The sequence below is a fragment of the Haloarcula rubra genome (genome assembly GCF_019599465.1).
Lineage (GTDB): Archaea > Halobacteriota > Halobacteria > Halobacteriales > Haloarculaceae > Haloarcula > Haloarcula rubra.
In genome coordinates, this window is record NZ_RKLR01000016.1 from 33,200 (window position 1) to 53,724 (window position 20,525).

20 protein-coding genes and 3 pseudogenes are annotated in these 20,525 nt (G+C 58.5%); 17 read left to right on the forward strand and 6 right to left on the reverse strand.

The genetic code is table 11. From position 1 onward, the window contains the following. Nucleotides 1-12: 12 nt before the first annotated feature. The 3 genes from EGH21_RS24500 to EGH21_RS21520 all read left to right on the forward strand — a co-directional run bounded on the left by EGH21_RS24500 (nucleotide 13) and on the right by EGH21_RS21520 (nucleotide 1,918). Nucleotides 13-516 carry an IS630 family transposase gene (locus EGH21_RS24500; protein ID WP_220620467.1) on the forward strand — a complete coding sequence of 168 codons (504 nt, stop codon included), beginning with the start codon at nucleotides 13-15 and terminating at the stop codon, nucleotides 514-516. Further along, the gene (locus EGH21_RS24505; protein WP_220620468.1) at nucleotides 473-1,030 is read left to right on the forward strand and encodes an IS630 family transposase; all 558 of its coding nucleotides are present in this window, start codon (nucleotides 473-475) and stop codon (nucleotides 1,028-1,030) included. Before EGH21_RS24500 ends, EGH21_RS24505 begins: the two co-directional genes overlap by 44 nt. Before the next feature lie 354 nt (nucleotides 1,031-1,384). Beyond that, nucleotides 1,385-1,918 (forward strand): CAP domain-containing protein, encoded by a 534-nt coding sequence (locus tag EGH21_RS21520; protein WP_220620469.1) that lies wholly within the window; start codon nucleotides 1,385-1,387, stop codon nucleotides 1,916-1,918. A 229-nt stretch (nucleotides 1,919-2,147) separates the two neighbouring features. Here the strand turns inward: EGH21_RS21520 and EGH21_RS21525 are convergent, their stop codons facing one another. Then, nucleotides 2,148-2,408, reverse strand: a complete 261-nt coding sequence (locus EGH21_RS21525) for a DUF6788 family protein (RefSeq protein WP_220620493.1) — start codon at nucleotides 2,406-2,408, stop codon at nucleotides 2,148-2,150. A gap of 15 nt (nucleotides 2,409-2,423) precedes the next feature. On the opposite strand from EGH21_RS21525, the gene EGH21_RS21530 reads away from it, so the two are divergent. The 5 genes from EGH21_RS21530 (at nucleotide 2,424) to EGH21_RS24510 (ending at nucleotide 6,384) form a co-directional block, all read left to right on the forward strand. After that, nucleotides 2,424-2,576: a hypothetical protein gene (locus tag EGH21_RS21530; RefSeq protein WP_220620470.1), complete on the forward strand. Its 153-nt coding sequence runs from the start codon at nucleotides 2,424-2,426 to the stop codon at nucleotides 2,574-2,576. Beyond that, nucleotides 2,573-2,767: a hypothetical protein gene (locus EGH21_RS21535; protein WP_220620471.1), complete on the forward strand. Its 195-nt coding sequence runs from the start codon at nucleotides 2,573-2,575 to the stop codon at nucleotides 2,765-2,767. Before EGH21_RS21530 ends, EGH21_RS21535 begins: the two co-directional genes overlap by 4 nt. A gap of 2,069 nt (nucleotides 2,768-4,836) precedes the next feature. Beyond that, nucleotides 4,837-5,097 carry a HalOD1 output domain-containing protein gene (locus tag EGH21_RS21540; RefSeq protein ID WP_220620472.1) on the forward strand — a complete coding sequence of 87 codons (261 nt, stop codon included), beginning with the start codon at nucleotides 4,837-4,839 and terminating at the stop codon, nucleotides 5,095-5,097. Between the two features lie 538 nt (nucleotides 5,098-5,635). Continuing rightward, complete coding sequence (locus EGH21_RS21545) at nucleotides 5,636-6,004, forward strand: DUF7522 family protein (protein ID WP_220620473.1); 369 nt, start codon at nucleotides 5,636-5,638, stop codon at nucleotides 6,002-6,004. 248 nt (nucleotides 6,005-6,252) lie between these two features. After that, the gene (locus EGH21_RS24510) at nucleotides 6,253-6,384 is read left to right on the forward strand and encodes a hypothetical protein (RefSeq protein ID WP_268899101.1); all 132 of its coding nucleotides are present in this window, start codon (nucleotides 6,253-6,255) and stop codon (nucleotides 6,382-6,384) included. Between the two features lie 518 nt (nucleotides 6,385-6,902). Here EGH21_RS24510 and EGH21_RS21550 read toward each other — a convergent pair. Beyond that, nucleotides 6,903-9,125 carry a TrmB family transcriptional regulator gene (locus EGH21_RS21550; RefSeq protein WP_220620474.1) on the reverse strand — a complete coding sequence of 741 codons (2,223 nt, stop codon included), beginning with the start codon at nucleotides 9,123-9,125 and terminating at the stop codon, nucleotides 6,903-6,905. A gap of 277 nt (nucleotides 9,126-9,402) precedes the next feature. On the opposite strand from EGH21_RS21550, the gene EGH21_RS21555 reads away from it, so the two are divergent. The 9 genes from EGH21_RS21555 to EGH21_RS24260 all read left to right on the forward strand — a co-directional run bounded on the left by EGH21_RS21555 (nucleotide 9,403) and on the right by EGH21_RS24260 (nucleotide 18,496). Further along, complete coding sequence (locus EGH21_RS21555) at nucleotides 9,403-11,373, forward strand: GH32 C-terminal domain-containing protein (protein ID WP_220620475.1); 1,971 nt, start codon at nucleotides 9,403-9,405, stop codon at nucleotides 11,371-11,373. Nucleotides 11,374-11,423: 50 nt separating this feature from the next. After that, nucleotides 11,424-12,563, forward strand: coding sequence for an ABC transporter ATP-binding protein (locus tag EGH21_RS21560; RefSeq protein WP_220620476.1), 1,140 nt, complete (start codon nucleotides 11,424-11,426; stop codon nucleotides 12,561-12,563). Nucleotides 12,564-12,649: 86 nt separating this feature from the next. Continuing rightward, a complete protein-coding gene (locus EGH21_RS21565) occupies nucleotides 12,650-14,002 on the forward strand; it encodes an extracellular solute-binding protein (protein WP_236035746.1) in 1,353 nt (450 codons plus the stop codon). A 171-nt stretch (nucleotides 14,003-14,173) separates the two neighbouring features. Then, nucleotides 14,174-14,935, forward strand: a complete 762-nt coding sequence (locus EGH21_RS21570; protein WP_220620491.1) for a carbohydrate ABC transporter permease — start codon at nucleotides 14,174-14,176, stop codon at nucleotides 14,933-14,935. Next, entirely contained in the window at nucleotides 14,928-15,797 is an 870-nt protein-coding gene (locus tag EGH21_RS21575; protein WP_220620478.1) for a carbohydrate ABC transporter permease, read from the forward strand. Before EGH21_RS21570 ends, EGH21_RS21575 begins: the two co-directional genes overlap by 8 nt. A 4-nt stretch (nucleotides 15,798-15,801) precedes the next feature. After that, on the forward strand, nucleotides 15,802-16,473 hold the full coding sequence (locus tag EGH21_RS21580) for a hypothetical protein (RefSeq protein WP_220620479.1): 672 nt from the start codon (nucleotides 15,802-15,804) through the stop codon (nucleotides 16,471-16,473). 85 nt (nucleotides 16,474-16,558) lie between these two features. After that, nucleotides 16,559-16,942, forward strand: a complete 384-nt coding sequence (tnpA, locus tag EGH21_RS21585) for an IS200/IS605 family transposase (RefSeq protein ID WP_220620492.1) — start codon at nucleotides 16,559-16,561, stop codon at nucleotides 16,940-16,942. Further along, on the forward strand, nucleotides 16,939-18,213 hold the full coding sequence (locus tag EGH21_RS21590; protein ID WP_220620480.1) for an RNA-guided endonuclease InsQ/TnpB family protein: 1,275 nt from the start codon (nucleotides 16,939-16,941) through the stop codon (nucleotides 18,211-18,213). Before tnpA ends, EGH21_RS21590 begins: the two co-directional genes overlap by 4 nt. A gap of 109 nt (nucleotides 18,214-18,322) precedes the next feature. After that, nucleotides 18,323-18,496 carry a hypothetical protein gene (locus EGH21_RS24260; RefSeq protein ID WP_236035754.1) on the forward strand — a complete coding sequence of 58 codons (174 nt, stop codon included), beginning with the start codon at nucleotides 18,323-18,325 and terminating at the stop codon, nucleotides 18,494-18,496. A 204-nt stretch (nucleotides 18,497-18,700) separates the two neighbouring features. Here EGH21_RS24260 and EGH21_RS24820 read toward each other — a convergent pair. The 4 genes and pseudogenes from EGH21_RS24820 to EGH21_RS21610 all read right to left on the reverse strand — a co-directional run. Further along, a pseudogene (locus EGH21_RS24820) lies at nucleotides 18,701-18,922 on the reverse strand (SWIM zinc finger family protein); the annotation flags it as partial. Between the two features lie 87 nt (nucleotides 18,923-19,009). Continuing rightward, complete coding sequence (locus EGH21_RS21600; protein WP_220620481.1) at nucleotides 19,010-19,306, reverse strand: hypothetical protein; 297 nt, start codon at nucleotides 19,304-19,306, stop codon at nucleotides 19,010-19,012. A 370-nt stretch (nucleotides 19,307-19,676) separates the two neighbouring features. Continuing rightward, nucleotides 19,677-19,781: pseudogene (locus tag EGH21_RS21605) on the reverse strand (IS6 family transposase); the annotation flags it as partial. A 163-nt stretch (nucleotides 19,782-19,944) separates the two neighbouring features. Beyond that, nucleotides 19,945-20,477, reverse strand: a pseudogene (locus tag EGH21_RS21610) (IS6 family transposase); the annotation flags it as partial. Nucleotides 20,478-20,525: the final 48 nt, after the last annotated feature.

Genomic DNA, 20,525 nt, shown 5'->3' on the forward strand with positions numbered 1-20,525 from the left:
GTTACCAGCATAATGGCAAGATTAGAAAACGTCTCCGTCGAGAAATTAGAAGAAGCGCTCGACGAAGCAACTGGAAAACGGGAGACACAGCGGTTGCTTGTGGCGATTATCTACAAGCGAGGTCCTTCTGCGCCGATGATCGCAGAGTGGCTCGACACGCGCGAACAAACGATTTATCGGTGGTTTGACCGACTTGAAGAAGAACCGATCAGCCAAGCAGTTCAGGATCGACAGCGGTCCGGTCGGCCGTCGAAACTCGACGACGCCGACCAAGCGGAGTTTCAAGAAGCCGTCCAAGATCCGCCGTCTGAAGCCGGCTACGACCAACCGGCGTGGACGACCGAACTCGCTCAGCAGTTTCTCAAAGACGAGTTCGGTGTAGAATATTCCCGGCGTCACGTCCAGAGACTGCTGAAAGACGCCGATCTCACCTGGCAGACGCCACGGCCGCAACCGCCGACGGCTGATGAGGATGAACGCACCGAATTTTGGGAAGCTACCAAAAAAACTGAGTAAAACGCTCTCTGAAGAGTATACTACTGTTGCGATCGATCAAACGCGGAAAACGATCGGTTGTGACCTCTATCGCTCGTGGTTTCCACGCGGTCAACGAGTGAATCTCCCGTTTTGGCGGCGCTCGAAGGGTGTGAAGCTACTCGGCGCAGTCTCCGATAAACGCGAATTTTTCGCAACCGAAGTCTCAGATCGCTTCACCAGCGACGTGACGATCAGATTTCTTCGAGCACTCCAAGACGAGTTTGGCGAGAAAATCCACGTTCTGCTGGATAACGCGTCATATTTCAAGTCTCAGCAAGTGCGCGACTTCGTCGAAGAAACACAGATCGAAGTATCGTATTTCCCGCGGGGATCGCCGGATCTCAACCCTGTCGAAGAATGTTGGCGTCAATTGAAGCGATCTCTTGGAAACCGCTTCTTCGGCTCGATCGACGAGCTCAGGCCAGCTGTGACAACCGCACTACGTCAAATTAATCCACCACAGATAACCGATTACTTACGTCGGTCAGTATAGCGCAGGCCCACGATACAGCGGCGATTGTCCACACTGTGGGAAGTGGGTCTCACGACGGCGAACAGATCGATTCACAACCTGCCAGCGCTGTGGCTGGAAGGCAGGACTACCACTGGTCCGTATCGCCACTCACTGGCCCAACTGGCTGCTGTGGAAACGACGCGGAATCCGGTGGACGAAGCGGCTGTTAATCGTCTCGGTGATCGTCGCATTCGTCGCTGGTCTCATAGGGTCAACTGTTGGGACAGGCATCGAACCAGTGGATAGGACATCAACAGAGATTGCTGAACAGGCTGGTATCACCAACCCCTCTCAGCATTTGTTGCCAACCTGACTGCGTATGAATCAGCGGATGTGTCGACGACATCCAGCAGCCCCACTGAAGCAACGGAAACTCCAGCCGATACCGGAGGCCAGACGACAAATAGTGGTTCCGATGAAATTGACGTCTCGGCCGTTGAGATGGCAATCCATAGGGAAATAAACCAGCGACGGACCGCAAACGGGCTTGACAAATTGGAATATCGCTCTGATCTTGTAGAGGTCGCTCGCTATCATTCGCGGGATATGGCCAACAAGAGATACTTCGCACATGACTCACCGGATGGTGAATCCTTTGGAGACCGCTATCACCAATTCGGTATCGACTGTGCTGGTGGGGAGAACATCGCCTACACCTATTGGGAAGAGAATATTCAATCGGAAGGTGGGCTTCTGTACCATGATTCAGAACAGGATGTGGCCCTTGGAATCGTTAATCAGTGGATGAATTCGACCGGCCATCGAGAGAACATCCTCAGAGAGCGATTCCAGTCAGAGGGTATTGGAATATACGTTGCGGAAATAGACGGAGCGATTCGAATATACGCTACGCAGAACTTCTGTTGATTAGCATACGGTGATTTGATGTCACAACAGTTGGGAATTTCAACAGAGACTGGTTAATCAAACTCACCGCTTACTAACTGCAATTTCACCGGAAACCCGGTGTGGGGACGACGGTTCATTTTGAAGGTAACTCCTGCAGTTCGACTGGAAATCTGCCATTGCAGATAGCGAATAGACGGTATATCGCTGCCAAATACACCGGAAACGTGGTGTGCGATGTCGGACTTCCTTACGCCGGCTCGACCGGCCCGACGTACTGACTCTTGACCTGCTCGCCTTCGCGCCACTGCAGATAGTAGTAGTCCCGCTCGTCGATAGTCTTCATCGTCAGCGTCCCCTTCCCCGCCGGCACATCGCCTTTCTCTCGCGCGACGTCGACCGCCTCGTCCCACTCGTCGTCGTCCCAATCGTCGGGCGTTTCGACGTCAGGTTCCTCTTCACTCGCCTCGAGTAGTGCGGCCAGCGCGTCTTCGACGACGTCTTCGGGCACATCCATGAACACGCGATGGCCGGCGGCACCGCCAACCTCGTCGAACCGCGCTGGACCTACTGGCTGGCCGTCGCCATCGAACAGGAACGTCGGATTCAGGAACTCGAAGGCGAGATGGCGGGCTTCAAGGAGGCCCTGGAGTTGGCCGGGGCCGCCCAGTCAGAATGACGCGACTGACCGATATCGTCGAGTCGTGGCGGGTGCGATGCCCGTACGGGCATACGCATCTCGTCGACCAGCAGGGCCCGACCGCGTACTGCAAGGGCTGTCGGGAGGCGTATCGGTATGGCGACCTCGTCGACGCCCGGGAAGCGGACGCGCCGGCGCTCGTGGCTGATGTCGATCATCGAAGTGAATAGCACGGTCGCTCCGAATGCGATTACGGTGTGTTCCATGGGTTGCTGGGGTCGGCCATGCAATTGGTGCGCCGCCGCGACGTCGGAGCTGACGCATGGCGACGAGTGGCTGTGTTGGTCAGTATCGGGACCAGTGCCAGACGCGTCAGGAGTCTTGCGAGGCCGACCAGCACGGGCTGGACGACTTTGCGACGCGACCCCAACGGACCCCTTCTGGGGGAAATGCGTCCGTGCCGGGCTCTTATGTAAGCATAATATATGTTGACTATTGTGATAGGATGGTTACCGAGCTGTAGAACCGCACCGGGCTGAAAACACCCAGTGCAGGCGGGTGGAGTGTGGTAGTCTGCAAGCTTCCTCTGTAGGGTCCTGTCAGTGCCCGCACCAACGTCTATCGGATAATGGCAAATGGGTGTTGTCTCTAAGTAAGTAGACCGAGCACCGGCACCACCTGTCAGCAGTCGTGTCACCGACGACTGAGTAGTGAATCGACGTGAGCGATGAAAGCACCGGGCTGAAAACACCCGGCGCGGGCGGATTCAATGGCAGGTGGCGGCTTAGGCGACCGGTGTCTGCGGACCCGCTGGGGGTGGGGAGATGGCTTCAGCGGTGTCCGCGGCGGATATTATCGGCGTAGTACGTATGTTGGTTGTGGTACAGCTACCGAAAACGTACTGAGCACCGATGGAAGTGGGGTTCACAGGGGCCAGCTACCACGGCCACTGGCCGTCTGTAGGCGCCTCTGACAGCCCCCATTGGGGGGTCGTAGAGCTAATACTTAGGCCTATTGCCACTAGTGGACACTCCATGGAAAATCGCTGAGAACCGATCCCAGCGATCGCCGACGGCCAGCGGCGAAAGCCGTGGACGGCGGCGTAGGCTGTCAGAGGCGCGGGCAGTGTGCCCGCATTCCAACCACTCAACCAATACACATAGATTTTGGGTGTGTCTGTGACAATTAGCAGCTATCGAGTGCTGAAACGGCTCATCGTCAAATCTCCACTTGATTTTTGGTAAATATGCGTACATCAAGGACGTAAATCACCGACACCTACATTTGGGTGGTTCTGGAGAGTGTCAGAACCAGTCTCAAGTCACGGAGGTGGCCGACGAGGTTGGCCAACAGGGACTGGGCGACGTCGCGAGCGAAACCTACTCCGGGAGATTTTCACTCCCGGAGTAGGGTTGCCAGATAGGTGAGTTCAGGCTCGAACCCTGGCGTGATGGGAGTGACCGACAGAGTTCGTACCCGAGCTCATAGCCTCTAACGCTGCGTGGCGGTGTGGGCCGGATAACCCACGACCAATACCTCACGACAGCCGGTCTTTGTTATTCTATCCCAAACGAAATAATCAACTCCCTTCTCTTTCCGGGGTCGTGTGTTCTCGACGCCGACTGACGAGTCGGGTCCGAGTCGTGTTCAACTCACCGTGACATCTGTCTGGGTGATAGAGTGCGCCGGGCTGAAAACCCCGGCGCGGGTAGGATGGTCCGCGGCAGCAATACGGACACACTGCGGTTATGAGGAAGTAGCTGCAGCGGTGCGCGCAGTGAGTACGTGCGAACGGATAGCTAATCAGCGTTGCGACGTTGTTCCAGTCCTAGTGTGATGTAGAAGGAGTTATACAACAGTTCGCATACCTGTTCTCCCCTTCCTTAATTCGGTCAGTATATGGGTAGCAGACAGCGTATGTTATCTCTATTGGGCCCGTATTTACTATCGTAATGGAATCAAAACATTCGGAAGTGTGCAAGCGGTGCGGTGGCCCAACCGGCCCCTGCGAAAACGTAACGAACCAGTCTCCATCCGATCCGCTCGTCGTCTCCGAATGTGCTCGCTGTGGTGCGATCGTTAGTATCGGTGGCCATCGGTGGTAAATTCGCAGGTATACCAATCAGACGTTGCTGACGAGATCACCGAGTATTAAATTACGAACTGAACGAGAATGCGGGCTTCTCGGGCACTGGAGTAAGAGTTATGCCGTGCTGGTCAGTACAGTTGAGGGGCTACACAGGTATTGTAACCCATATAATCACACCAAGATTATGTGCATGGATGTAAACGGTTGGCTATGGGAGAGTCCGACACAGCAGTATTGCTCCAGTCAGAGCAGGAGTGGTCGAACACAGAGCCAAGTATTGCTGTTGTTGAAGCAATTGCCGGCTTAGAAAATGTCGAGGCGAAAGATCTCGCTCCCAGATTATTCGACTGTGCTGACCCTGAATCACTCAATACTCTCATCACTGACAATAGCGAGATTGCTATTTCATTTCCCTACGAGGATTATAGGATTCAAATCGACGGGAACACACTGAGCGTTAGTTACGACTGAAACCATCAGCGTAGAATCTGCGGTCAGTTCGCAGATGCACCAAACGGTTGTTGCTGTCCAGATAGCTGAGTATTAAACTACGGTCTGCACCAAAATGAGGGATTCTGGTGCATCAAAATGACTTCCTGTGTATAGGGGCACATCAGGGAAAAGACACCGCTACCGCACCTGCACACGAAACACTCGACAGGGAAGATGGCATATCTCAGAACGGAACGCGGGAGGAATCCGATACGCGGCTCCTGCCAGTCACCACTCCTCACGTGGCGGGAATTCCTCCCCGCAGCGTGGACAATATCGCATGGGTGCGCGCGACTCTTGACTCTTCCTCCCGTACGTGATTTCTCGCCCGCAACTCTCACATGCTATCTTTGACATCGTATTCCTCATTGGGCCGTTGCCGCACCGACGACCTGCTAGCTGCTCTCTGGCCAACTATGTTAATGTGGCACATAGTTTGCGTTTTACGTTCGGGAGTATGATTGAGCTATTCACTTCGGCCCGCAGTACTAAGGGTGCGTCTCGTGACCGTTCAGATATGCCGCACGAGACGGCTGCCCGACTGGCAGAATACGCCCACAACAACGTGAACGACGCGTTGCGGACCATCGCAGTCATCTACGAAGACGATTGCGAGGTCGTGTATCTTCGCGACGACCTCAAAGGCGAGTACACAGCTGACGAGTACAAAGCCGTCGCCGGGTCGTTTCGAGTGGTTCCAGAACTGACCGCGGATATGACTTCGGAAGCGCCGCTTGGAAGCAAACACTGTCTCATCCACTACCACGAGGACGCATTCGTGTTCCAGTTCCCGCACGAAGGCTGTCACAGTATCCTCTTGAGCGTCGAACCAACTGTCGGCTCTCGACTCCGGTCTTTCATCAACGGCTGTCAAGAGCAACTGTGAGCAGGCAGCTCAGAACGACAGGTTACAACGCTTCGAGGGTTATTTACACGCTGTTTGCCGCTTTCCAGCGTTAGTCAGCGCTGTGGGTCGGGAGGAAACCGCAACTTGGGCACCCAGTGTGTTTTGTAGTCTGATAGCTTAATTTGCTGCGACAGCCCATACAATTGTATTGTACTTGTTCCATCAGCATAGAGTCATTCTCATAGACATATACGGCTTGCGTGGGGTGAGTTCACGCAGTACTACCTGTGGCAAGGACGGGACACCAGCCACAGGCCACCGACTCAGTTGAGCAAGAACTCGAAGACCGTGTTGAAGAGTGCGTCGACGGCGAGGCAGGTGATGCGGACGAGGTCGCCGACGCGTTTCTGTCGGGCTAACTCGTCCAGTCAGCATCGGTAGGTCACCGACGCCAACCGCTTAGCTACCACTCGGCTTCGGGTTTGTCGGTGATGCGGTCCTGTGCGTGGGTATCGAGGTCGTCGTACGTCCGCTTCGCAGGAGCGCGGAACTGCCACCTCCACCTATCATTCATCGCCGGCGAGCGTCACCTCCGACATCGCAGCGCCACGTGCGTGTATTCGCCCAGCACCGTGCAGTCAACACAGAGCGTCGCATCACCAAACCCGCGGACGCCCGTGTCGCGAGACATAACGCCACACTGCTGACACTCACCTGGCATCGACACTCCCGATGCGATCAGTGTCCGTGGAAAGTCAACCGCCTCGGGATCAATCCCCGTGGCATCCGCCTCGTACCGCCTGTGAACATGGCCACTTCCTCGCAGGCATCTACAGGCGGAGCAGGCCGAGTGCCTCGGGATCGTTCGAGAGAGCGAAGGCCCTCTCGTGATGACGAGACGCCGTCGGCGTCTCGAACCACTTGACCCCAAGGTGGTTCACTCTGCGAAGAAGGCGTCGTATTCACCGACGAGATCGCGGAGTTCCGCCGATTTCGGCGGTTTCTTATGCCGCATAAAATAACTCGCGACCGCGTTTGCAAGTACGAGTGCGGCACCGTCCGAGAGGTTCTCGGAGAGTGCGAGAGCGAGACCGCTGTTGAAGTGCTCGTCGACGTTCCGTATCTGTCGTGGGTTGACAATCTGTGGGGCGCGCGCCGAGCGGACATCGTCCTGCGACGCCATAATCGCGCCCCGCTGAGAGTGCATCGCGTACCGAGTAACGCCGAGTTGGTTGCGAACTCGCTCAACAGTGGGCGTCGTAGTCTCGTCATCGCCCCGCAGGAGCGTATCACGGAATCGGCGGGTCTGACTCCGGTTCGCTGTGACCGTGACGGGGACCACATCGTCAAGCGCGGAGATTGAGTCGCGGCCGTGTTCTATCTCTGTGCGGGAGAACTGACTGATCTCGCCTGGCGAGAAGTGGACGTGGTCCGGCGGCGAAGAGAGGAGAGGCCACAGGTCCTCACGGAGCCCATCAAGGATGTCGGGGAGGTTCGGCGTCGCGTACCACGACCCGAGCGTCAGAAGCGCAGACCCGTCGACGTACTCGGCCAGCACTGACAGTTCGATCCGCTCTGTAACCCTCTCCCAATCTATTGATTCCAGGTTAGGTTCCGTGAGGAGGAACTTCCGGTCCTCGAACCAGACGAAGTCCGTGCTCGTTGTCTGACCGATACTGACAAGTTTGTGGTTTCGGAAGCGGCTCGCAAACTCGGAGCGAACCGGGTCGCCGAGAGGACCGAGGAGGGTCAGGTCGTAACCGAGATCGTCGAAGACGCCGCCGACGTGGGCGACGTGGCCGCCGGGTTCCGTCCGAATCTGTCGCCACTGAATGCGCGGGGCCATCTCGCTGGCCTCGAAGCGGACCAGAGCCTCCCTGAAGGCGTCGAACTGGCGGATTCGTTGGTACTCCTCACCCGGAGGGCGCTCAACGAGTTCGCGCATCCGATCGACGAACGCATCGAGTCCGATGACGACGGATTCGTTGCCGAACTCCGCGGGGAGTTCGGCCTGACACGCCTCAAGATGGCGCTTCGTCTCGTCGTCAAGGTGGTCGGAGTGTGTCGTCACGTTCTCCCGGAGTTCGATACTGTGGGCGGCATAATCGACGTTCCGGGTTCCGACGCCGCCAACGGTGACCAGCGACGACTCGACGTGTTCGGTCGGTGCCTCGATGTCGAGCGTGAGCGACGCCCGCACGTCGTACTCAGTGTAGTAATAACTCGTCAGCGTTCCGCGCTTCGAGACGTCTTCGCCAGTCTCCGTGTCGTACCCCTCGAAGGATATCTCGAAGGCGTCAACGGGTCGACTGTCGGTCAGAGTTGCGAGGTCGGCCAGACAGTCCCGGATGCGCATGTACTGGCGCGGAAGCGTCGGTTGCGTGGACCCGCCGACAACCGGTTTCGCGACGGGCCAGACTGACTCGGAGACGAACCGGTCGAGCACCATCGCGAGGCTGGGGTTGGTCACGTAGTAGCCGTGTTCCTCATCATTGAGGTATTTGTGGCCGGTTTGTGCCCAATAGAGACCACGGCTTCGATCGACGGTGAGCGCGAAGTCCTCCTTCGAGGTGACAGTCCGAACCTCGTCGACGGTCTCCGGGAGCCGCTTGCCGAGGCCCTGCATCTCGTCGTCCGTCGCTTCAGGCGAGACATTCGAGACGATGAGCCGAATTTGCTGATCCGTACACTGTTCAAGGTCCTCGACCACCGCGGGAAGTCGATCGATGGGGAGGAGTAAGAGGATGTCGTGGTCGGCCGTCTGGAGCAGATCGCTGACGTATCGCTTGATGGTGCTCTCGCTTTTGAACAGTGCGACGCCACTCTCGACTGTCTCGACCGTGTCGTGGAGTTCCTCCAGATACTCCTCGGCACGCGAAATCTGGTCTCGAATCGAGGAGAGCGCTTCCGAGGGGTCGACGGCGTAGGCCTTCCGTGGGTAGTCGTCGATGACCTCGACGAACCCGCGCTCACGGAGGCCGTCAACAATATCGTAGACGCGCTGTTTCGGAACGTCACTGGTCTCCGAGATGTCGGTCATCGTCTGGGTCCCGCCCCGGACGAGTGCGAGGTACACCTCAGTCTCGTAGGTCGTCAGGTCGACGTTGTCTTCAAGAGTCTCCCTGAGGAGCGCGAGTTTCGCGTCGTCCTCTGCAGTCATTGTCGTGTGCTAGAGTTTCCGCAATAAGCCGTTTGCTGAATACGACCAGTGCCTGAGGCCATGGTGGACAGTGACGTGACCGACACATATAAATCCAAAGAAAATCCTCACGATAGTTGTGAAAATGGATCACTCGAATATCACTCTCGGGACAAAAGCCCGTCCCGAAAGGACGCTTCTTGTTGCCGATACACCGCCTGAACCCGATTTACCGCACGAGACGCGGTCGCTCGCGGACCTCTCCGCTGAGGCGCTGGACAAGTACGACGTGCTTTGGATGCACCGTGACTCGGCGCTCGATGACGCCGCCAGACAGCACCTCGAAGCGGTCGGTGACGGATTACTCGAGTTCGTCGCGGACGGTGGCGGCCTCCTGCTTACCCACGGCGCCGTCGAGGCGGCGGCCGAACTCGGTATCGAGGCGTACGAACCTGATTCAGTCGGCCGCGTCGACGTCGACGAGACGGGATTCCTCGTCCGCCGTCTCTTCAACGATCACCCGATATTCGACGGCATCGACGGTCTCCGGCCTTCCATTGAACCCACTATGGACGCCGTCTCCGTCCACTACGACTCGCTCCATCCAAGCGACGCCGACGTTCTCGCGGCCCGACGCGACGACGGGGCCGACCGTCCGAACCGTAAATCCATCCTCCGCTGGGAGGTTGGCGACGGTCGGGTCGTCGGCGTCGGTCACGGTCTCGCTGGCCTCCAGACCGACGTACAGGAGACGCTTCTCAACAACTGTCTCGCCTACGCCGCGGGCGAAGGGTCGGACCCGCTGACAATCGGCCGACCGAAAGGCCGCGAGGAGTTCGAGGCGATGCGCGAAGCGGTACCCGACGCGAACCACCGGCCTGCGTATCACTTCACGCCGCCCGCGAACTGGCTCAATGATCCCAACGGTCTCGTCCAGTGGAACGGTCGCTATCACCTCTTCTACCAGTACAACCCAGCAGGGCCGTTCCACGACAGCATTCACTGGGGCCATGCCGTCTCCGACGACCTCGTCCACTGGGAGGACGAACCGATAGCGCTCGCACCCGACCCCGAGGGTCCGGACGCCGTCGGCGTCTGGTCCGGGTGTTTCGTCGACGACGAGGGCACGCCGAGCGTGATGTACACCGGCGGCGACGACGGGGATCAACTGCCGTGTCTCGCTCGTGCCAAGGACGACGCGCTCCGGACGTGGACCAAAGCGCCCGAGAACCCGCTTATCACGGGGATGCCCGACGAGGTGGACGTGCTACAGAGCATTGACTGGCACGCGGAGTTTCGCGACCACTGCGTCTGGCGGACCGGCGATACGTGGTATCAGATCGTCGGCTCCGGTATCGAAGGTGAAGGGGGTGCCGCGCTGTTGTTCGAGTCCGAGGACCTCCTTGAGTGGGAGTACTGCCATCCGATTCTGACTGGCGACTGGCGGAAGTCAGGCCCCATCTGGGAGTGTCCGGAACTCCTGCGGTTCGACAAAGGGTCCCTGCTCCACGTCTCGGACTACTCGAAGGTCGCGTACTTCAGCGGCGAGTACAACGAGGCGACGAAGCGGTTCGAACCCGAGGACCACGGCGTCCTCGATCACGGCGTCTTCTACGCCCCGCAGTCGTTCGAGGCGGACGACGGTCGGACGCTCATGTTCGGATGGCTGAAAGAGGACCGAGACAGGGCGGCCCAGTGGGACGCCGGATGGTCCGGTGCGATGTCCCTGCCACGCGTCGTCTCGCTGTCCGAGGACGGCACGCCGGCGTTCTCGCTTCCGTCGGAACTTGAGGCGCTCAGGGACACCCATCACTCGTTCAGTGACCTCGACATCTCTCCAGGCGGCAAGAACCCGCTCGCCGACATCAAGGGAGATACGCTGGAAATAAAGATGACCGTCGATGCGCGGAACGTGGGCGAGTTCGGCCTCGTTCTGCGGGAGACTCCCGACGGCGAGGAGCGCACGGTCGTCCGGTGTAAGATTCGCCACCGCGAGGTGGTTGTCGACCGCTCGCAGTCGTCCAACAGCCACGCGGCGGCTGACAGTCCGCACTCGATGCCCATCACGCTTGACGAGGACGGGACGTTCTCGCTCCACCTGTTCCTCGATCGGTCGGTCCTCGAACTGTTCACGAATGACGCGCAGGCGCTCACCTCCCGGATCTACCCGACGCGAGCGGACAGCACAGGGATCGGACTGTACGCCGACGATTGCGAGGTGACCATCAGGTCCCTCGACCTGTGGGAACTCGCCGCTGGAGAATATTAATCACTCTAGTTGGGAAAACTTGATATGGTAGCGCACGAGTGTTGTTGTCGATGGGTCGTATCACAATAGACAATGTACGAAAGGAGTACGACTCCGACGCCGGAACGATTCGGGCCGTCGACGATGTGAGCCTGAACGTCCGAGACGGGGAGTTCCTCACCATCGTCGGCCCCTCTGGGTCCGGAAAGTCGACGCTCCTGCGGATGATTGCCGGATTGGAGGACATCACCGGCGGCGAGATACGCATCGACGACACCGTCGTAAACGACATCGCGCCACAGAACCGCGGCGTTGCGATGGTCTTCCAGAACTACGCGTTGTATCCGCACATGAGCGTCCGACAGAACATGTCCTACGGATTGAAACTGACGACGGACCTCGGCGACGACGAGATTCGCCGGCGCGTCGAGGACACGGCAGAGATGATGGGTATCGGTGACCTGCTCGACAAGAAGCCCAACAACCTCTCTGGCGGGCAACAACAACGGGTCGCCACCGGTCGCGCCATCGTCCGGCAACCCGACGTGTTCCTGTTCGACGAACCGCTCAGCAATTTAGACGCCAAACTCCGCTTGCACATGCGCACAGAACTCCAGCGCATCCAGGAGGAACTGGAGACCACCGCCGTCTACGTCACCCACGACCAGACGGAGGCGATGACGATGAGCGACCGCATCGTCATCCTCAACGACGGGACGATTCAACAAGTTGGGACGCCAGCCGAGGTGTACGCTGACCCGGTTAACAAGTTCGTCGCGGACTTCATCGGGTCGCCCTCGATGAACTTCTTCGACGTCTCGCTGGAGGAGGACGTCCTCTACGGCGATGACTTCGACTACGCGATTCCAAGCTCCTTCGCAAGCGTCGTCCGCGAGAACGCCCGGAGCGATAGCCTCGTCCTTGGCATCCGGCCCGAACACATCACCGTCGACACCGATGGCGAGGATACCGTCACCGCGACGCTGGACGTCCTCGAACACGAGGGGAGCGACAACTACCTCTACCTTTCAAAAGGTGACACCGAGTGGACGGTCCGCGTCGACGGCAATACCCGGTTCGAGTGGGGCGAGACCGTCGAATTCTCGCTCCCACCGGAACATCTGCACGTCTTCGACGCCGAGACGGGCGAGAACCTCGTCGTCGAAGAGGGGATGACGGCCGATGTCGACAGCTCCTCAGTCACTGCATAGTGCGATTAGGATTACCAACGATAGTAAATAATACAGCAACCATGTCACAACGTAACAGCGAATCCGAAGGGTCGAACAGCACGAAAATGAACCGCCGTCGAGTCCTGAGCGCGGGCGGTGCCGCACTCGCGGCAGGCATCGCCGGTTGCGCCGGCCTGACGGGTGGCGGGGGGAGCAGCGGCGACGGCAGCAGTAGCGATGGAAACACTGGGAGCGACGGTGCCGCCAGCGGTGACGTCGAGATAGACTACTGGATGTACTTCGGTGCACAGGAGAACGAGGAGATGACGGCCCTCGTAGACGAGTTCAATTCGCAGGACAACGGCATCCACGTCAACAAACAGAGCGTCCCCTTCGGGGAGTTCCTCAACAAACTGTTCACCTCTGTCAACTCCGGCAACGCGCCCCACGTCGCGAGCTACTACGGCTCCTATGGACGCCACCTGAAGCCGATTACCCACTCGATCGATGATTACCTCTCCGACGGCGCGAAAAACAAGTACTTCGACATCGCGTGGGACAACCTGCAGGTCGACGGCTCGACGTACGCCCTGCCGATAGATATCCACGGGAAGGCGCTGTATACGAACGACGGTGTGCTGGAATCGGCTGGCGTCGACCCAGACTTTACTGACTGGCAGGCGTTCTCGGATGCCTGTGACACCATCGTCAGCGACACGGACTCTCGTGCGTTCTCCTTTATTAACTGGAACATCGGTCAGGCCGCGTTCCGGGCGTACATCATCGCACTCACGCAGGCCGGCGGGAACATCGTCACTGGCGAACCGGGAAGTTACAAAGTGGCCTACGACAACGACGTCGGCATGCAGACGGCCGACCTGATGACGAAGATCACCGGCGATTTCGGCTGGGACACCCCGCAGTTCCAGAGCGACTCCGCACGCGTGCAAGACTTCGTCAGCGGTGACCTCGGGATGTTCATTGCCGGCACCTGGTCAGTCAACAACTTCGAGAACGAGAGTGGCAAGATTCCCGAGGACCTCTCCTTCAGCTTCCAGAATCCCTTCATGTTCCCCGGTGAGGGCGACGACGTGGCATGGTGTGAGTCCAATTCGCTGTACTTCCCGAAAAACGAGAGCCACTCCGACGCCGAGAAACAGGCGGCTGTCGAGTTCGCCGAGTACGTCACCCAGAACAACACGCTGTGGGCCTCGGCCGGTGGCCACCTCCCTGCCGCGAAATCTGTCGCCACCTCCAGCGAAGTCAAGAACACCGACCTCTGGCAGAAGTACGGCACCATCTCGACGATGTATGAGATGGTCACGAACAAGCAGGTCCGCTATCAACCAAAGACGGCCATTCACATCAACAGCGATCGTTTCTGGGGACCGTTCGTCGATATGTACCTCCAGAATACCGACGTTGAATCGGGCGTGAAATCCAGTGCGAACGCACTCAAGCAAGCCCTCAACCAATAATTCACAACCATGAGTAGCGTCGAAGCAACGACAGACACTCGGACCGTAAGCCGCTGGGAACAGCTGTTCGACCGGTCCACCCGGGAGTTGCTCGTTGGATTGCTGTTCGCAGCCCCGTATCTCGCACTGTTTACCGTGTTCCTCTTGTACCCCCTGCTGAAGGGGCTGTACATGAGCCTCCACGAGTGGAACTTCCTCGAACCATCGAAGTCGACGTACGTCGGCTTGGAGAACTACGCAAGGCTGCTGGAAGACCCCGCATTCTGGAACGCGCTGTGGAACACGCTGGAGTTCGTGGGAATGACGGTGCCGCTCATCGTCGGCATCAGTCTCGTCCTCGCACTGGGCCTGAACAAGGAACTGAAAGGGAGTCGTGTGCTGCAGTTCATCTACTTCAGCCCGTACGTCCTGACCGTCTCCGTCGTGGGTATCATCTGGGCGCAGATGTTCGCACAGGGTGGCGTCGGCACGCAGTACCTCGGGTGGTTGTTCGAGGGAACGCCCCTGAACTCGAAGTTCTGGGCCATGCCGGCCATCGTCGTCACGACGGTATGGTGGCAGGCCGGGTTCTACTTCGCGGTGTTGCTCGCGGCCCGACAGAACGTGCCCGAGCGGCTCTACGAGGCCGCCCGTCTCGACGGTGCCGGGCCGTGGCGCATGTTTCGGGACATCACGCTTCCGCACATGAAGAATGCGCTCCTGTTCGTCGTCATCGCATCAAGCATCTTCCAGTTTCAGGTGTTCGGCCAGCCGTACCTGATGACGAAAGGCGGCCCGGTCGGTAGCACGGAGACCCTCGTGTACTACCTCTACGAACTCGGGTTCCAGACGCGCGAACTCGGCTTCGGGGCTGCCGTCGGCTACACGCTGCTGGTGATACTGGTCGGCGTGTCCGCACTAAACTACGTCCTCGTGGGGACCAACGATGAGTAACGCAGACACAACCCAGTCGCTGACGGATCGCCTTACCGACCGCGACACCCAATATCGAATCGCACTTTACGCCGTCATGTACGGACTGGCGGTGGTATTCTTCATCCCCTACTGGCGGATGTTCCAGCTGTCGGTGACGCCGATGAGCGTGCTCTCGCAGGGCGGATTCAACTGGATACCGCCGGAGCTGACCTTCGCCGTGTGGCAACGATACCTAGTCGAAGAACCGATCATCTACCAGTGGGCGTTCAACACGCTCACCATCGCCAGCATCACGACATTCCTCGTGTTGCTCGTCGACTCGATGATCGCCTTCTCCATCACTAGACTTGACTGGCCGGGGCAGGGCGCGATTCTGGCTGTCATCATGGCGAGCTTCATGATTCCGGGGTACGTGAACATCATCCCGCTGTACACGCTCATCAACGACCTCGGCCTGATGAACTCCTACTGGGCCATCATCCTCCCGTTCGCGGCTGGGCCGCTGGGCGTGTTCCTGCTCGTCCAGTTCTTCCGGGATATTCCCGAGGAACTGGAGGAAGCAGCACGCCTCGACGGCTTCTCGTCACTGCGCATCTACGCGCGTATCATCTTGCCGCTGTCGACGCCCATCCTGACTGCGCTGGGTCTGTTCGTGTTCATCTGGAGCTGGAACCAGTTCCTCTGGCCGCTCATCGTCCTGAACGACGACGCACTCTACACCCTGCCCATAGGTGTGGTGACCCTGCGGGACGTGAACGCGCTGGCACCGAACGTTATCATGACGTCGCTCGCGCTGGCGTCGCTCCCACTGTTCATCGTCTTCCTGCTGTTCCAGGACAAGCTCATCTCCAGCGTTCAGATGCAGGCAGGGACGGGATAACACGATGACCAGTGAAACGGACCAAACCGCGTTCCGCCACGCGCTCGCCGAAGTGCCAGGATTCATCTACCACAACGGCCTCCGACTCGCCTTGATCAGCCTCGCGTGGACCCTCGCCTCACTCCCGCTGGTGACTATCGGCCCGGTCACGCTGGCCGCCTACGTCGCAATTCGTGACCTCCGAAGCGACTGCAACCGAATCGACTGGGACAACGTGTGGACTGTCCTGCGCCAGAACGGTGTCGCCAGTGCGTTGTTCAGCGGTATCCCGGTCGCCTTCGGCGCTGTCGCCGTCACCTACGGCGTGACGGCGCTCCGGCAAGGGTCGCTGGCTGGCGAACTCGTCGCGCTCATGGCGGCGTACGTTGCACTGTACGTCGCACTCGCGCTGATTCCCACCTACGTCAAACTGGCACACGGGACGGATCCGGTCGCAGCGTTCCGCTACGGAGTCAGTTGGCTAGCTCACCATCCCACACCCGCGTTAGCGATGGGGTTACTGACTGTCGTCGTCCTGGCGGTGACCGCCGTGCTGACCATCGCCTTCGTCTTGCTGTTCGCCGGCATCGCGTTCTCCATCCAGGTAGCTGTGGTCGAATCGGTCGACGAACGAATAGGCGAAACGACGGTTACGGAAAATTCGAGGCGAAAGCCTCGCGCTTCAGGGCGGGGATGAAGCCGACAAACAGTATTCAACCGCCAACGATGGCATAGACGGGGTTCCAAGGCAATCTTTTAGACGTCAGACCGTGATAGTATGCATAGATGTAAAGAGTACCCGTCACGCGACATACGAACTCTACTACCACATAGTGTTCGTGCCGAAATATCGGCGTTCGCACCTGACGGGGAAGACAAAGGAACGTCTCGAAGCCATCTTCGCGGAAATCTGTGAGGACAAAGACCTCGAGCTGGCCGAGTCCGAGGTCATGCCCGACCACGCACACCTGTTCATCGGGAGTCCATCCAAGAACGCCCCGTCACTCATTGTTAACTGGGTGAAGGGCATCTCAGCGCGGAAGTATAATCAGCGGTACGACGACCGCGTGAAGTGGACTCGTTCGTACTACGTCGGAACAGCGGGGAGTGCCTCGAAGGGCGCTGTCGAACAGTACATCGCTGAACAGGAAGGTGACAACGAATGAAGCGCGTCAACACCTTTGAGGTCGCTCCACAGACCGCGAACGACAAAGAGTGCCTCCTACGGCTACTCGACGCTTCCGCCTCTCTGTGGAACGAGTTGACCTACGAACGTCGTCAGAACTACTTCGGTGACGGCGACGTATGGGACACCTCTGAGTACAGAGGGCGCTACAACGGTGTCGTCGGTAGCGCGACTGTTCAACAGGTCACACGCAAGAACAGCGAAGCGTGGCAGTCGTTCTTCGCTCTCAAGGAGAAAGGCGAGGACGCCAACCCGCCGTCGTACTCGGGCAACGAGGAGGACGGACGCGAATTCCGTACCTACATCCGAAACAACCAGTACACGATTCGGTGGGGGGAGCGTAGCCGTCTCGAAATCCCTGTCGGGCAAGAACTGAAAGACGAATACGGACTCGGCTACCACGAACGACTCCGCCTCGAAGTCCGAGGCAACCCGAAGTGGGACGGCAAACAGGGTCGTCTGGAACTTGAGTACGATGAGGTTAGCGACACGTTCAGGGCTTTCCAACCAGTCACCGTCCCTGATTCTCGACTGGATTCACCACTGGCTTCTCACGAAGCCGCCCTCGACGTTGGCGCGAACAATCTCGTCGCCTGTTCCACGACCACTGGGAACCAGTACCTCTACGACGGTCGGGAGTTGTTCGGACGGTTCCGCGAGACGACCGATGAAATCGCCCGCCTCCAGTCGAAACTCCGAGAGGGACGCTACAGTTCCAGGCGGATTCGACGGCTGTACCGACAGCGAACGAAACGCCGTGACCACGCACAGAACGCGCTGGTGCGCGACCTCGTTGAACGGCTGTACGACGAGGGCGTGGCGACGGTGTACGTGGGCGACTTGACCGATGTGCTGGAAACACATTGGTCGGTCAGGGTGAACGAGAAGACGCACAACTTCTGGGCGTTCAAGAAGTTCAGCCACCGTCTCGCGTGCGTCTGTGAGGAGTACAGCATCTCTCTCGAAGCCGAGTCGGAAGCGTGGACGAGTCAGACGTGTCCCGAGTGTGGCGACCACGAGGAGACAGTTCACCACGGGGATACGCTGACGTGTCCGTGTGGCTTCGAGAGACACGCCGACCTCACGGCGTCAGAGACGTTCCTTCGAGAAAATAGCGATTGCGAAGTCAGGCCGATGGCACGGCCCGTGCGATTCGAGTGGGACGACCACGACTGGTCGGGGAAACCACACCCTCACGAAAGTCCCAGAGAAGTGCGCACAAACCCGCAAGTTGCCTCCGTGGGTCGGTAGCCGAACCTCCAACGGAGGAATCCTCGCGCTTCAGCGCGGGGAGGATGTCAATCGTGGTTTTGTACTCGCCTTGCAATGCGTGGTCGCCGGCTTCAATGGCGGCCCACGCTTGATCGAGCAGTTCTCCAAGTTCTTCGACGTCAGTTTCGACTGCCGCATACGGATCGCGGGTCCGAGACCCACGCTCGCCCGGGGGCTGGAGGACATACTGGACGTGCCGTCGGATCGCGTCTCGGTTGATGGTTGGATGCTGGTCGCGGGCGTCGCCGGCTGTGTCTTCTGACTGTGGTGTCTCGAGTCGGGATTCAATCCACTCTCCAAGGTCGGGACGATGCTCGACGAGGGCAACGAGCAGGTTTCGGAGTTGCTGTGGCTCTGTGTCGGCGACCAGTTCGGAGATAGGTGGGCGCTGGCTGATTTCGTCGGGATCGCGGCTGTACGTCAGGAGGACGGCCACGCGATGCTTACAGATGCCGCCGTGATCGTACGGGCAGGAACACATCGTGTCGACGACGCCAGTCTCATCGAGTTCGATCCGTACCCGATAGGGCTCGTACTGACTGCCGTCGACCGCTGCTTCGAGACGGTTGCCACGACGTGTGACCTCGCGGACGGCACCGTGCTCGTAGTACTCCTCTCCTCGGTCGTATGACTGCGCTCGGGCGAGGTCACGGATGGCTGCCTCGGTTATCGTCGGTGCCCGTGCCATCGGTAGCACTCTCCACGGCCCTCCCGATAGAAAAGGCCAGGACAGTGCCGTCGTCAAGACCGCTTCGATAGCGGATTCACTGCGGACTCAACGGCGGGTCGTCTCAGTCGTCGTCAGTAGCTCGTCGATGAACGCTGCGAGGAGCGAGTCAGGATCGCGATCGGGCTCGGTCGGTGATGCCTGCCAGAGTTCGACATCGAACTCCCGTGTTTCGGTTGCCAGCCCTTCTGTGGCGGTGACCATGAGAATCGCGTGCTGGTAGATTACGACTGCTCGATTCGCATCGACGTCGGGATATTCGATCGCGGCCGTTTCAAGGGCAGCGTGGAGATCGACTGGTTCGGACAGCGTACACTGCTGTGCCGGCTCCTCATCGCCTGTCATAGTCGTCGATACTCGTCGTCAGTACAAGTATGCCGGGCCTCAGTTGTGCGCTCTCAGGCAAGCTCCAGGAACAGTGGGGTCGACACGGTCGGCGGGGTGAGTTCAGTATCCAATACCGGCCGCTGTAAGCGAACTCCGTTGGGTACTCTGGCTTCTCGTCTGTGCTGCTGTTCTGTGGGTTGGTCGAGACGCCAGCTGGCTGAGCAGTAGCGGGTCATTGATCCACATGACCAACAGGACGTCAGAGACTAGCAGTGCCGCCAGCGCGAACACGGCATAAACGAGGGTGATCTGGAGCGGTGATAGGTTTAAATCGAAGTGCACGGGTAGTCACCCCTGTCACGCCGTTGTGGGGAGTGAGGACGTCGTGTTAACTTTGGCATCGGTTCCACCAGACAGCGAAGGCTTCGAGCCAGGATTCTGCTGTCGCCGGCTCGACGTGACTAAACGTATTTGAAAACGAAGAAATTCGTCGTTCGCTCTTGCGTAGCACATTGTTGATGGCTCGCTGTCTTTCGGTTTTGGTTTGTGTCGGATGAACTCTGGTCGGGACAGAGAAGCGTTCAGGTCGGTGTTTGTAGGCACCCATCAGAATTCTGCAATCGTGTCAACAATCTCTTATGCAAGAGAGTTCGTCATTTTACTTCACGAAAGACACGTTCGACGCTGTTCCGATTTCCGTGGCGACGGATATGAAATCGGAGTCCCAGTCGTGAGAGTGCGTCTTTGAGATAGGCAGCGTCGTCATGAGAAACGTCGCATCGTCGATGTCGTGTTTCTCGCGGAGTTCACGCAGAAACACGAGCGTGAGTCCCGAATTCGTCGTTGGAAACAGGCGGACGTGCAGGAATTCGTTGGTTGTGGGATCGACGGCGGCGTACAGCCAATAGCGCTCGGTCCCGAGCTGAATTACGGTCTCGTCCACCGCAACGTAATTCGACGATCTCGTTCCTGTCGGCTGTAAATCAGCCTTCTGCACCCAGTTATGAATCGCCGTTCGGCTGCGTTGGACACCCAACTTCTCAAGATACTGTTTGGTATTCGAAAGTGACAAGCCAGCCAGATGCAACTGAATACCCATTTCAACGATCGGCTCGGATGTCCGCTCACGCTCCACAAAATCCAAATCAATCCAGTCGCTATCTCCGGTGAGGCGGTCGATTTCGGACATAGAGCATTCGAAACACCGACCGCCTCATCCTTATCTTAACACGACCAG

Coding starts and splice junctions, on each gene's coding strand:
- EGH21_RS21535 (WP_220620471.1), top strand. CDS start 2,573: ATGACGCGACTGACCGATATCGTCGAGTCGTGGCGGGTGCGATGCCCG.
- EGH21_RS21565 (WP_236035746.1), top strand. CDS start 12,650: ATGAACCGCCGTCGAGTCCTGAGCGCGGGCGGTGCCGCACTCGCGGCA.
- EGH21_RS21550 (WP_220620474.1), bottom strand. CDS start 9,125: ATGACTGCAGAGGACGACGCGAAACTCGCGCTCCTCAGGGAGACTCTT.
- EGH21_RS24500 (WP_220620467.1), top strand. CDS start 13: ATGGCAAGATTAGAAAACGTCTCCGTCGAGAAATTAGAAGAAGCGCTC.
- EGH21_RS21570 (WP_220620491.1), top strand. CDS start 14,174: ATGAGCCTCCACGAGTGGAACTTCCTCGAACCATCGAAGTCGACGTAC.
- EGH21_RS21555 (WP_220620475.1), top strand. CDS start 9,403: ATGCACCGTGACTCGGCGCTCGATGACGCCGCCAGACAGCACCTCGAA.
- EGH21_RS21540 (WP_220620472.1), top strand. CDS start 4,837: ATGGGAGAGTCCGACACAGCAGTATTGCTCCAGTCAGAGCAGGAGTGG.
- EGH21_RS21545 (WP_220620473.1), top strand. CDS start 5,636: ATGCCGCACGAGACGGCTGCCCGACTGGCAGAATACGCCCACAACAAC.
- EGH21_RS24505 (WP_220620468.1), top strand. CDS start 473: ATGAACGCACCGAATTTTGGGAAGCTACCAAAAAAACTGAGTAAAACG.
- EGH21_RS21530 (WP_220620470.1), top strand. CDS start 2,424: ATGGCCGGCGGCACCGCCAACCTCGTCGAACCGCGCTGGACCTACTGG.
- EGH21_RS21590 (WP_220620480.1), top strand. CDS start 16,939: ATGAAGCGCGTCAACACCTTTGAGGTCGCTCCACAGACCGCGAACGAC.
- EGH21_RS21575 (WP_220620478.1), top strand. CDS start 14,928: ATGAGTAACGCAGACACAACCCAGTCGCTGACGGATCGCCTTACCGAC.
- EGH21_RS21560 (WP_220620476.1), top strand. CDS start 11,424: ATGGGTCGTATCACAATAGACAATGTACGAAAGGAGTACGACTCCGAC.
- EGH21_RS21600 (WP_220620481.1), bottom strand. CDS start 19,306: ATGACAGGCGATGAGGAGCCGGCACAGCAGTGTACGCTGTCCGAACCA.
- EGH21_RS21580 (WP_220620479.1), top strand. CDS start 15,802: ATGACCAGTGAAACGGACCAAACCGCGTTCCGCCACGCGCTCGCCGAA.